The following is an 11,721-nucleotide window of genomic DNA, read 5'->3' on the forward strand; positions in this document are numbered from 1 at the left end:
TGAGTTTTAGGTTTTAGTACTGCATACACAACTGCACGGACTTCCAATTTAGAAATTGCAAATCAATCCAAACACGCAAGTGTAATGTTACCTCCACATGCTGTAGTGTTGACACTTACAACCTTTTCTATAGAAAAACGTTGCAGATAATTAGGACCACCAGCTTTTGGTCCGGTACCTGACAGTCCTCTACCGCCAAATGGTTGCACTCCAACTGCTGCACCTATTTGATTGCGATTGATGTATACATTTCCAACTGATATTTTCTTGCTTATTAAATCGATCTGACTTTGTACACGGCTTTGCAAAGAAAACGTAAGTCCATATCTTGTATTGTTTATATCACTTATAACTTCATTTAACTGCGACTTATTAAAACGCATGATATGTAAAATAGGCCCAAACACTTCTTGCTTTAATTGCGAAATTTTTTGTATCTCATAAATGTACGGAGGAAAGAAATAACCATTATAAGAATTTGTATCCATGGGTACTTTGGACAAAAGGTTTGAATCTTCATCCCTTGATATTTTTTCCGTATGTTTAGTGAGCATATCAATAGATGCTTTGTCAATTATTGGACCAATATCTGTGCTCAGTTGTATTGGGTCACCTATCTTTAGTTCTTGAGCTGCATTGCATATCATTTTTATCTGTTTTTCTGCTATATCTTCTTGAATAAATAGCACTCTGAGAGCAGAACAACGTTGACCGCCACTGCGAAATGCAGAAATTAAAACATCCTTAGTTACCTGCTCTAAAAGAGCAGAACTATCAACAATCATAGCATTTAATCCACCAGTCTCAGCGATAAGTGGCACAATAGGACCATCTCTACTAGCAAGCATTCGATTAATTATTTGAGCAGTTTGTGTTGAACCAGTAAAAGCTACACCGGAAATTCTATTATCTGGTACTAATGTTTTACCTAAATACCAACCATCCCCTGGAATAAGGTGTAGCACATTTTTTGGTATTCCAGCTTCATGTAGTATCTTAACGGCTTCATGGGCAATAATCGGCGTTTGCTCTGCCGGTTTTGCCAGCACTGCATTACCTGCTACAAGTGCAGCTGAAACCTGTCCAATGAAGATAGCGAGTGGAAAATTCCACGGTGATATGCATAAGAACACTCCTCTGCCTTCAAAAAAGATGAAGTTATCTTCACCTGTTGGACCTGGCAATTTTTTCCAGTCATTCAGTTCATTTTTTGCTATCATTGCATAATAGCGCAAAAAGTCGATTGCCTCTCTTACTTCTGCTATTGCATCGGATAAAATTTTTCCTGCTTCTACAATCAGAATACAAATTAACTCTTTCATCCTTTCCTCAAGCAAATCTGCAGCTTTTTCAAGGCATTTAGCGCGCTCTTCTGCTGAAACATTCTGCCACTTAGTAAAAGCACTATGTGCTATTTCAAGAGCATTTAAAGCCTGAGCACTTGTTGCACTTGACACTTCTCCAATTACATTTTCCAAATGTGCAGGATTCACTACTTCGGTAAATTCCGCACTTTCAAGAAACGACTCTCCATCAATTATTGGGCCAACTTGCCATTTCTTTTCACTAAATTCCCTTATATCATTTGCAAATTGTGAAACTGCAATTGAATCGCTAATATCCATCCCCAAGGAGTTTTTTCTTTCCTCTCCAAAAATATCTCGTGGCAACGGGATGCTTGGATGAGGCTCATATTCTAAGCTTTTAGCTTTTTCTAATGGATCCGAGACTAATTCTTCAATTTTAACGTTAGGATCATTTATTTGATTGACGAACGAACTATTAGCTCCATTTTCAAGAAGACGCTTAACAAGATATGGTAATAAATCACTACGTTTACCAACTGGTGCATATATACGACAGCTGATGCTTGTTGCAAGTTCTGACATTGCATAATCATATAAATCCTCACCCATTCCGTGTAAACGCTGAAACTCAAATCCAGGATGATCTTTGTCAGCAAGCTCTATTATAGTAGCAAAAGTATAGGCATTATGAGTTCCAAAGCATGGGTAAAAGTGATTTACTTTGCTTAAAAGCTTCTGTGCACACGCAAGGTAGCATACATCAGTATAGCTTTTTCTTGTAAATATTGAATAACCACTTAACCCTAGCTCTTGTGCACACTTGATTTCTGAGTCCCAATATGCACCTTTCACAAGCCTCACCATAATTTTATGCTTTGATCGGATAGCAACATCCTCAACAAAATCAATCACAGATAAAGCACGTTTTTGATATGCTTGTACAGCCAAGCCAAGCCCTCCCCACTGAGAAAGTGACTCATCAAGACGCAGTTGCTCGAATAAAACTAATGACATCTCAAGTCTTTCTGATTCTTCTGCATCTATGCATAGTGAAATGTTGTATTTTTTTGCTTCACGACAGAGCTCTAAAACCCTAGTAAATATCTCACCAGCAATTCGGTCAAATTGACCAAATTCATAACGTGGGTGCAAAGCAGAAAGTTTTATTGAAATTCCATGGGATTTAAAACAATCATTCACTTCAGTAGTTGCACCTATAGCTTTTATTGAGTGCATGTATGAATCAAAACACTCTTCTGCATCTTCAGCTGTGTGAGCAGCTTCGCCAAGCATATCAAAAGAGTATAAAAACTTACTATTGTCATCTAGTTTTGCATATCTTAAAGCTTCTTCTATGGTTTCTCCAACAACAAAATGATTACCAAGCATAGACATTGCTTGTTTTACTGCTTTGCGAATGATCGGTTCTCCTAAATTCTTAAGTAACTTAGAAATTGCGTAATAGAACTTCGAATCGCCTTCATTATCTCTCAATATACTGCTACCTATCATCAAGCTCCATGTGGAAGCATTAACAAACAATGAAGAGGAACGCCCCAAGTGTTTATTCCATTCTTGGTTGGTAATTTTATCTTTGATCAATTCGTCTATTGTGTAATCATCTGGTATTCTAAGTAGCGATTCAGCAAGGCACATCAACGCTATTCCTTCATCATTGGAAAGCGAATATTGCTGCATAAAGGAATCTACAATACTTAATTTATTGTGTTTGATTTTTTCAATAACTTGTTTTGCAATATTGTAAATTCTGTTTTTCGAATCAACCGAAAGTTCTACTTTTTCTACAAGATAACGTACACAGATTTTTTCATCAGTACGATAAAATCCTTGTAAACGTTTTCTGAGTTCATTAGGTTCTTGTATAGAGCTAATCATAATTATCTATAAAACACCCTTTACCATATGTAAGGTAAGATTATATCATAACTTTGCATCGAATAAATTATTATTTAAATAAAGAGCCAGAATCGATTCAAAAAACCTAGTTAATCACTGTGATAGCTCAAAAGTACTGCGCAAGTATATAGCTCAACACTCCACCACTCATCAAGTACTTAACCTCAGTTGCAGTTTGTACACAGCACTTGAGTTGAATGGATTGCTCTGAATCATCCTTTCTTTTAATGATACATTCTAGATTTCCATTTGGTACTACTTCACCTTTTATGCTCACTATCTCACTACCATCAAATACCTTTCTCGTTACTCCATCCTGAAATGCAAGTGGAAGAACACCCATACCGACCAAATTGGACCTATGTATGCGTTCAAAACTTTCTGCAATCACAGCTTTAATTCCCAGTAATGCAGTACCCTTTGCTGCCCAATCCCTACTTGAACCTGTACCATATTCTTGTCCTGCAATAACAACTAATGGAACAGCTTCTCTTTTATATTGCATTGCTGAATCAAAAATTGACATAGTTTCTTGAGAAGGAATATGTTTTGTATAGCCACCCTCAGCGCTCACCATTTTATTTCTTATTCTGATATTAGCAAAGGTTCCACGCATCATTACGTTGTGGTTACCGCGGCGAGATCCATATGAATTGAAATCTTGCGGTTCAACTCCAAGACCTTTTAAATATATGCCTGCAGTACTATTTGAGGCAATATTTCCAGCAGGGGAAATGTGGTCGGTAGTGACGCTATCGCCAAACATCGCTAGTATTTGCGCATTCTTTATATCAACTATGTTGCTTCCATTGTTCTTAGTAGATAAATTATCAAAATAGGGAGGGTTTTGTATATAAGTACTTTTCGCGTCCCAATCATAGATTTCACCTTTCTCACACTTTATCTTTTGCCAATGCTCATCACCAGAAAAAACATCCTTATACTTTTGTATGAACATTTCACGCGTCACAACACTTTTAACACAGCTCTCAACTTCATTATTTGTTGGCCATATATCTTTGAGATAGACATCATTTCCATTCTTATCTTTGCATATTGAATCTTTTGTCAAATCAATTTGCACAGTGCCTGCAAGTGCATATGCAACAATAAGTGGCGGAGATGCCAAGTAATTAGCTTTGACTAACGGATGAATTCTTCCTTCAAAGTTACGATTGCCAGACAAAACTGCAGCAACAGTTAAGTTTTTGTTTTTTATATCATCCTCTATATCCTTATTAAGTGGACCAGAATTTCCAATGCAAGTTGTGCAGCCATATCCAACTAGATTAAAACCCAAAGCATTTAGATCTACCTGCAATCCAGACTTTTCTAAATATTCTGTCACAACTTGTGACCCTGGAGCAAGAGAAGTTTTAACCCAAGGCTTTGATTTTAATCCAAGTTTAATTGCATTACGAGCTACAAGACCTGCAGCAATCATCACACTTGGATTTGAGGTGTTAGTGCAGCTTGTTATTGCTGCAATCACTACGCTGCCACTGTGGAGCTGATCGCCATAGATAGGTTCCAACGGAGGTCTGTTTGTCTCATTAATAGGAAAAGATGTAGAAAAAGATTCCGCTACTTCTGAAAGGAAAATCTTATCCTGTGGTCTTTTAGGACCAGCCATCACTGGCTTTACGCTTGATAAATCAAGCTCTAGTGTGTCAAAAAATGCTAACTCATTACTGCTACGCCACAATCCCTGCTCTTTTGAATAGACTTCAACTAATTTGATCAGCTCTTCTGGTCGCCCTGTTAAATGTAAATAATCGAGTGTTTTCTGATCAATTGGAAAAAACCCAGAAGTTGCACCATACTCTGGGGCCATGTTAGCTATAGTGGCCCTGTCTGCTAGAGATAAATAATCTAAACCATCACCATAAAATTCTACAAATTTACCAACAACACCTTTTGTTCTTAGGATACTGGTAACCGTCAGCACTAAATCAGTGGCAGTTACTCCTTCCGGTAGTCTGCCAATTAATTTAAATCCAACTACTTCTGGAATCACCATACTAATTGGTTGACCAAGCATCACAGACTCAGCTTCTATGCCTCCAACACCCCAACCAAGGACTGATAACCCGTTAATCATTGTAGTGTGACTGTCAGTACCAACTAAAGTGTCAGGATATATGACCCCATCATTATTACACACAACTTGCGCTAAATACTCAAGGTTTACTTGATGGCAAATTCCAGTACCTGGTGGTACTACTCTAAAATTTGTGAAGGACGACTCTCCCCACTTTAAAAATTGATATCTCTCCAAATTTCTTTTTACTTCTAGCTCAACATTTTTACTGAATGCGGAAGTGCTTCCATAACTATCTACTTGAACAGAATGGTCAATCACAAGATCAACCGGTACAGATGGGTTTATGTTACTCGGGCTTCCTCCATTTTGCTTTACATAGCTCCGCATCGAAGCTAGATCAACAACAGCAGGAACCCCTGTAAAATCTTGCATCAACACCCTTGCTGGTTTATAGCTAATTTCGTGATTAGTGTGTTTATTGACGCAGTCTGCTAGCACTCTTATGTCATCCAGCTTTACGTTTACTCCATCTTCATTGCGCAATAAATTTTCAAGCAGAACCTTAAGCGAGCAGGGCAACTTAGTCACATCTATTTCTAAAAATTCACTAGCACTACTTAGGCTGAAATAGTTGTATGACTTCCCGTCAATGTTTAAAGTAGTTTTTGCGTTTAAAGAATTATTCATCAGGTTACATCATATTAGTTAAAATTGGAATTACTACCGTTACTTTTTTGTTGTTGACCTTGCTGCTCATATATAGTTTCAAAATCTATAGGATCTAGCATCAGTGGGGGAAATCCACCACCACTTGTAACTCTTGCAATTATTTCTCTTGCAAAAGGGAAAAGAAAAGTAGGTCCACCAATAAATAAAGCTTGTCTCACCTCTTCTTCACTTAGCTCTGTAAAGTTTTCTATTGAAAAAATACCGCAATACTTTACCTCGCAAATGAAAGCTATATCATCTTTTACATCTTCATCTTTTACCGTTGCTTTGGCTTCTATATGCAAAGTAATTTCATGAAAAGGCTTTTCTTCACTTATTCCTTTTTTATTTTCTGTTCCTTCTAATTTTGCTGAATTAATATTAACCATTACATTAATATCAGGAGCTTTACTAGAAGGAAGGAATGGCGAATTTGGATTCTCAAACGAAAAATCTTTGACATACTGACCATGAATTTTCATTTTGTGTTGTAACATTTCTTACTTCTCCTTTAATTAAGTTGAAATATTTAATACTTTCTTATATAATATATTCATTTATAAACGAATAGCAAACCTAACTATAGGCTAATATGCAAAACATATTTTTATCAAAAATTAATAATATTTAGATACTTTATATACCAAGGGGTTAAGTTACCATGATAGAGCTTGTAATATATACTTTACTAGCGGCGTTTATTTTTTCACGCTTATATAATTCTTTAGGAAAATCAGCCAGTCTCAACCTAAAAAAGCTAACAGGTGTATTGGATGTAAGTCAAAGTAAAGAGGATGTAGTAGAAAATATGGAAGATTATATTTATAGCAATGACAAAAGTTCAATAGAAGCTACTTATGAACAAATATTACAAAAAAACAGAGATTTCTCTATTTCCAATTTTATCGAAGGTTCAAGCATAGCTTTTGAATTAATAATTAAATATTTTAACCAAGGAAATTTACCTCAATTAAAATCCCTTCTGGACAAAGATTTGTATAACAGCTTTGTGGACAAAATTAAACATCGTAAAGAGGTACACGAGTCTATAATTGTTTCTATCGTTTCACAAAAGATCTTAGAAATAAAACTAGTAAAAAACGTAATATTTGTCGCAGTATATTTCCTTTCAGAGCAAATTAACTTTGTTAAGAATAATCAAGGAGACATCATATCAGGTAGTATGTCTACCATTAACAAAGTTGAGGATGTATGGCAATTCAAAAAAAATATTAATTCATCAGACCCAACTTGGTTACTTGTTTCTATTAACTATAAGAAGGCAAGTAATGATAAAAATTTAACAACAAATGACAACTGATGGAAAGTAGGCTACGAGAAATAGTACTTGATACTGAAACTACAGGTCTTGACACTGAGTCTGGTCATCGAATTATTGAGATAGGATGTGTGGAATTAATTAATCGTATTCCAACAGGCAAAACATTTCATCGATATCTTAATCCAGAAAGAGATATACCTTACCACTCATTTAAGATTCATGGTATTAGTGAGGAGTTTTTGGAAGATAAACCACTATTTTCAGATGTTACACTTGAATTTCTTGACTTCATATCTAATGACATTTTGGTAATTCATAATGCTGAGTTCGATGTTAAGTTCCTTAATATGGAATTAGGCAAGTTAAATGCTAGGTTAATTTCCTCAGATAGAGTGCTAGATACATTGCCACTTGCAAGAAAAAAATTCATAGGGTCACCTGCTTCTTTAAATGCATTATGTAAACGTTTTGATATATCTCTGGAAGGTAGAGAGTTACACGGAGCATTAGTTGATGCTCAATTGCTTGCAAAGGTCTATGTTGAGCTTACAGGAGGATTGCAAACCTTTCTGTTTAATAATGAATGTGATCAGGACAATAACTCCACGTTTATCCAGCACAAAGTGCGAAATTTAGCTCGCAGAGAACACTCACCAAGTAGTGAAGAATTTGATGAGCATAAGAAACTGTTAGACAAAATTAACAATCCACTTTGGAAGGAATATGTTGAATCAGTCAACTAGTTAATATATGATTTAATTTTATTAGGAACGCTTTAATGGCAAAGTCTATAAGGTTATTGTCTAGTCTACTAATAGCATTAGCAGCTGTCTTCTTAGGTTATTGTTATTTTACTAAGAAAGGCATCTTTGTCCCATACAATACAGAAATTAAAATAGGTGGGGATTTTTCTTTGATTAACCAAAACGGGCAAATAGTACGCAGTAGTGATTTCAAAGATAAGTATATGATGATTTTTTTTGGATTTTCCTCATGTAAAAGAATTTGCCCTATGAATCTCGGCATAATTTCAGAAACACTTGCAAAGTTAGACGAGAAAACTGACAACAAGCTACAAACATTTTTTATCACAGTTGATCCTGAGCGCGATAATACAGAAAGGCTTAAAGAATTTCAGCAGCAATTTGACCATAGAATACAAATGCTAACTGGTGAAAGACAAAAAATAGACGAAGTAGTTGCAAAGTATAAAGTATATGCAAGTAAAACAGATGGGGAAGAGGAAATTAACCATTCTTCAATAATATACCTTATTGGCCCTGAAGGAAAATATGTCACACACTTTGTCGCTGATTTAAATTCAGATGAAAGTCAATCTGATAAGATTTTGGCTGAGATAAAAAAATATGTAAACTGAACTAAAGAGTATTCGCTATTCACTTACTTAAAATTTATGTTAGTCTCTATTTTGCTTAAAATGAGTCGTTTCTTCTAATTTTTTCTAGCATCAACTCAGCAGCTTTTTGTTCAGCAATTTTTTTACTAGAAGCGCATGCAGAAACTTTGCCATAGTTCTCTATGAAAATTGATATAGTAAACTCAGGATTGTGTGCTGGTCCAGTTTGTTTTACAAGTTCATACTCTGGTAAAGGTAATTTGTTTTTCTGAGTCCACTCTTGCAGTGAAGTTTTAGGATCTTGAGGAGGATCGAGGATGTCTTTAGCTAGCTTTTCCCAATGTCGGATAATAAATTTTTCAACACTCTCAAGTCCACCGTCAATATAAATTGCACCCATTAGTGCCTCAAGCGAATTTTCTAAATTTTTTAAGTTACATTTCCCTCCGTTGCAACGTTCACTATTATTCATGATGATAAAGTTACCTAACTCTATTTCTTTAGCAACATTAGCAATGGTACTACCACAAACTAAATCCGTTTTTCTTTTTGCCAATGCTCCTTCTTTTTCTTCAGGAAACATTTTAAACAGCATAGCAGATACAACCATGTTCAAAATACTATCGCCCAAAAACTCTAGCCTTTCGTAGCTTACGATCTGGTCTTCGCTATTCCTTTTATTTACGCTTGGATGGGTTAATGCCTCTTCTAATATTGCATGATCTGTAAATTTATAATTAATAACTTTAGATATTATATCGTTCAAAACTTTCATGTTCATCATTCAAAAGAAAAACGCTTTCTACCACCTTTATACCAGAGAATTAGTTTTATTTTATTAAAATAATACCACCACTTCCAAAATTAATGTATACAACCCACCGCTTCAGTAACGTTACTAAATCCATCCCTTCTTACTAGTTCCGCAAGCTCCAGGTTAATTTTGTTCACAACTTGATGCCCCTGGTATACAAGAGCAGTGTATAGCTCGACTAAAGAAGCTCCTGCCTTTATTTTTTCATATGCATCAACACCACTTGAAACTCCCCCACATCCTATCAATAAAATTCTGCTCTTAGTAAGCTTGTACATATCACTCAACAACTCAGTTGAAAGTTGAAACAATGGTCTGCCACTCAACCCACCGCTCTCATTATAGTAAGAATCTCGACTTATCGTAGTGTTGCTTACTATTAAGCCGTCAATTTTATATTCTAGTGTAAGCTCAGCGATATTTTCTTTTGTTTGCTGATCTATATCTGGAGAAATTTTTAATATTATCGGTATGGATTCAGAGCTATCGATTGATTTTCGGGTTAGAGTGATGGATTTCAACAATTTGGATAATTCTTGTTTATTGTGCAAATTGCGCAAGTTAGGTGTGTTTGGAGATGAGATGTTCAGTACTATATAATTGCTCTTTCCATATACTATCTTTAGCAACTCAACATAATCGCTTATTTGATCCTTTGATGTACTGTTTTTTCCTATATTGATGCCAAAAATGCAATCATCAAGCTTAGCTTCGCTGATCTGTTTAAGAAGATAATCTATTCCTTTATTATTAAATCCCAATCTATTAATTATTCCTTCATCTTTAATTAATCGAAAAATTCTCGGTTTTTTGTTTCCATATTGGGGATGTCTAGTTACAGTACCAGCCTCAATAAATCCAAAACCAAATGAGAGCATCGGCTTTACAACTTCCGCATTTTTATCAAAACCTGCAGCAAGACCTACAGGACTCCTAATTTTATTACCAAAAAAGTTTACATTTAAAGACTTAGGTAGTTCTATAGGTTTCCTACAGGGCATCTTTTTTAACGCCGTTATTACCAAGGAGTGAGCAATTTCAGGCGGCAGTAAAAACAATAAATTACGTAATATCATTTTGTAAAACACTTTGCTTATTTTTAGTTTATTTTTTACCATGCAACAAGAATAACTTGGAAAGCTTGAGGTTTATCAAGATAGTAAGTATATATAGTATTTCCCAAAGCAAATGATAAAGGTATAATAAAGTATTTGAGTTATAATGGCATATAGTGTGGATTTAAGGGAAAAGGCAGTATTGATGATAGAAAAAGGGAAGACAAAGGTTGAGATAGCAGAGCTCATGGAGATAGGAATAGCAACTCTGTACCGCTGGTTAAAAAAGAAAGCTGCTGGTGAAAGCTTAAAGCCATCTAAAAACGGTAGCTTTATTCGAAAAATAGACCCAAAAATACTCGAAGAATATGTTACAAAGAATCCAGATCATACTCTGGCAGAGATGAAACAAAATCTTGGATTTGGAATAAATTCAATTTGGTATAGACTAAAACAGCTAAAAATTACTTTAAAAAAAAGTCACACTATATCAAGAGCGCAATCAAGAAGATAGGCAGCAATTTATTGATAAAATCTCAAAAATAGAACATTCCAGCATCTTATATATAGATGAAGCAGGAGTTGATAATAAGTTATACCGAGAATATGGACGTGCTCCAAGAGGAAAGAAAATTTATGCAGATATTCCAGGGAGAACTCGAGAGAGAATCAGTATAGTAGCCGGGTGGATTGGAATGAGATTTATTGCACCAATGACTTTCAAAGGTGGGTGTGAAAAAGAGGTATTCAATATATTGTTGGAGAAGATGTTATTACCTAAATTGCCACTTGGCACAACCATAGTTATGGATAATGCTACATTTCATAAGACCACTAAAACAAAATCATTAATAGAGTCTTTTGGCTTTCATGTGCTGTATCTTCCAACATATTCACCAGATTTGAATCCCATAGAACACTGTTGGCATACCATCAAAAGCCGCCTCAGACCTCTAATGTATAAATGTACAGACTTACAACTTTTGGTTGGTAATACCATAATGGAAATTTATCCATTCATTTTAGAAAATACTATAGCAAGTTGCGATAAGCAATATTTGACTTTAGGCGACGGACCAAGTATCACATTTGCTAATATAAAAAATAAAAATGCTCTATTTATAGCTTTACTTCTACGTGATAAAATCTCATAGGTTTTTCTTTGCTCTTCTTGCTGTAATGGTATAGATATGCCAGCTGCTTTTAAAGCATTAAGATATTGCTCTAGCTTATCTTT

At 35.2% G+C, this 11,721-nt stretch carries 10 protein-coding genes; 5 read left to right on the top strand and 5 right to left on the bottom strand.

What is annotated here, in order from left to right; all coding sequences use genetic code 11:
- Positions 1-62: 62 nt before the first annotated feature.
- The 3 genes from putA to secB form a co-directional block, all read right to left on the bottom strand.
- Positions 63-3,203, bottom strand: a complete 3,141-nt coding sequence (gene putA / locus M3L71_RS00590) for a bifunctional proline dehydrogenase/L-glutamate gamma-semialdehyde dehydrogenase PutA (RefSeq protein ID WP_280143698.1) — start codon at positions 3,201-3,203, stop codon at positions 63-65.
- Positions 3,204-3,330: 127 nt separating this feature from the next.
- The gene (gene acnA, locus M3L71_RS00595) at positions 3,331-5,955 is read right to left on the bottom strand and encodes an aconitate hydratase AcnA (protein WP_280143699.1); all 2,625 of its coding nucleotides are present in this window, start codon (positions 5,953-5,955) and stop codon (positions 3,331-3,333) included.
- Between the two features lie 14 nt (positions 5,956-5,969).
- On the bottom strand, positions 5,970-6,473 hold the full coding sequence (gene secB / locus M3L71_RS00600; protein ID WP_264374570.1) for a protein-export chaperone SecB: 504 nt from the start codon (positions 6,471-6,473) through the stop codon (positions 5,970-5,972).
- A gap of 164 nt (positions 6,474-6,637) precedes the next feature.
- Here secB and M3L71_RS00605 point away from each other — a divergent pair, with 164 nt between their 5' ends.
- From M3L71_RS00605 to M3L71_RS00615, 3 genes are read left to right on the top strand one after another with little or no spacing between them, the layout of a single operon-like run.
- Positions 6,638-7,297, top strand: coding sequence for a Tim44/TimA family putative adaptor protein (locus tag M3L71_RS00605; RefSeq protein WP_280143700.1), 660 nt, complete (start codon positions 6,638-6,640; stop codon positions 7,295-7,297).
- A complete protein-coding gene (gene dnaQ / locus M3L71_RS00610; RefSeq protein WP_264374568.1) occupies positions 7,297-8,001 on the top strand; it encodes a DNA polymerase III subunit epsilon in 705 nt (234 codons plus the stop codon). The genes M3L71_RS00605 and dnaQ overlap by 1 nt, the downstream gene beginning before the upstream one ends.
- A 35-nt stretch (positions 8,002-8,036) precedes the next feature.
- Positions 8,037-8,636 (top strand): SCO family protein, encoded by a 600-nt coding sequence (locus M3L71_RS00615; protein WP_280143701.1) that lies wholly within the window; start codon positions 8,037-8,039, stop codon positions 8,634-8,636.
- A 55-nt stretch (positions 8,637-8,691) separates the two neighbouring features.
- Here the strand turns inward: M3L71_RS00615 and rnc are convergent, their stop codons facing one another.
- A complete protein-coding gene (gene rnc / locus M3L71_RS00620) occupies positions 8,692-9,390 on the bottom strand; it encodes a ribonuclease III (protein ID WP_280144075.1) in 699 nt (232 codons plus the stop codon).
- Between the two features lie 89 nt (positions 9,391-9,479).
- Positions 9,480-10,547, bottom strand: coding sequence for a quinone-dependent dihydroorotate dehydrogenase (locus M3L71_RS00625; RefSeq protein ID WP_280143702.1), 1,068 nt, complete (start codon positions 10,545-10,547; stop codon positions 9,480-9,482).
- 103 nt (positions 10,548-10,650) lie between these two features.
- Between M3L71_RS00625 and M3L71_RS00630 the strand changes: the two genes are divergently transcribed.
- Together M3L71_RS00630 and M3L71_RS00635 are read left to right on the top strand one after the other, a co-directional pair.
- Positions 10,651-10,998: a transposase gene (locus M3L71_RS00630; RefSeq protein WP_264336399.1), complete on the top strand. Its 348-nt coding sequence runs from the start codon at positions 10,651-10,653 to the stop codon at positions 10,996-10,998.
- Positions 10,999-11,026: 28 nt separating this feature from the next.
- A complete protein-coding gene (locus M3L71_RS00635) occupies positions 11,027-11,638 on the top strand; it encodes an IS630 family transposase (protein WP_280144076.1) in 612 nt (203 codons plus the stop codon).
- The last annotated feature ends 83 nt before the right edge of the window (positions 11,639-11,721 follow it).

The sequence above is a fragment of the Wolbachia endosymbiont of Frankliniella intonsa genome, from assembly GCF_029856955.1.
Taxonomy (GTDB): Bacteria; Pseudomonadota; Alphaproteobacteria; order Rickettsiales; family Anaplasmataceae; genus Wolbachia.

What these genes read in the sequence shown, in the direction of transcription:
- putA (WP_280143698.1), bottom strand. Translation starts at nt 3,203, where the DNA reads ATGATTAGCTCTATACAAGAACCTAATGAACTCAGAAAACGTTTACAA.
- acnA (WP_280143699.1), bottom strand. Translation starts at nt 5,955, where the DNA reads ATGAATAATTCTTTAAACGCAAAAACTACTTTAAACATTGACGGGAAG.
- secB (WP_264374570.1), bottom strand. Translation starts at nt 6,473, where the DNA reads ATGTTACAACACAAAATGAAAATTCATGGTCAGTATGTCAAAGATTTT.
- M3L71_RS00605 (WP_280143700.1), top strand. Translation starts at nt 6,638, where the DNA reads ATGATAGAGCTTGTAATATATACTTTACTAGCGGCGTTTATTTTTTCA.
- dnaQ (WP_264374568.1), top strand. Translation starts at nt 7,297, where the DNA reads ATGGAAAGTAGGCTACGAGAAATAGTACTTGATACTGAAACTACAGGT.
- M3L71_RS00615 (WP_280143701.1), top strand. Translation starts at nt 8,037, where the DNA reads ATGGCAAAGTCTATAAGGTTATTGTCTAGTCTACTAATAGCATTAGCA.
- rnc (WP_280144075.1), bottom strand. Translation starts at nt 9,390, where the DNA reads ATGAAAGTTTTGAACGATATAATATCTAAAGTTATTAATTATAAATTT.
- M3L71_RS00625 (WP_280143702.1), bottom strand. Translation starts at nt 10,547, where the DNA reads ATGGTAAAAAATAAACTAAAAATAAGCAAAGTGTTTTACAAAATGATA.
- M3L71_RS00630 (WP_264336399.1), top strand. Translation starts at nt 10,651, where the DNA reads ATGGCATATAGTGTGGATTTAAGGGAAAAGGCAGTATTGATGATAGAA.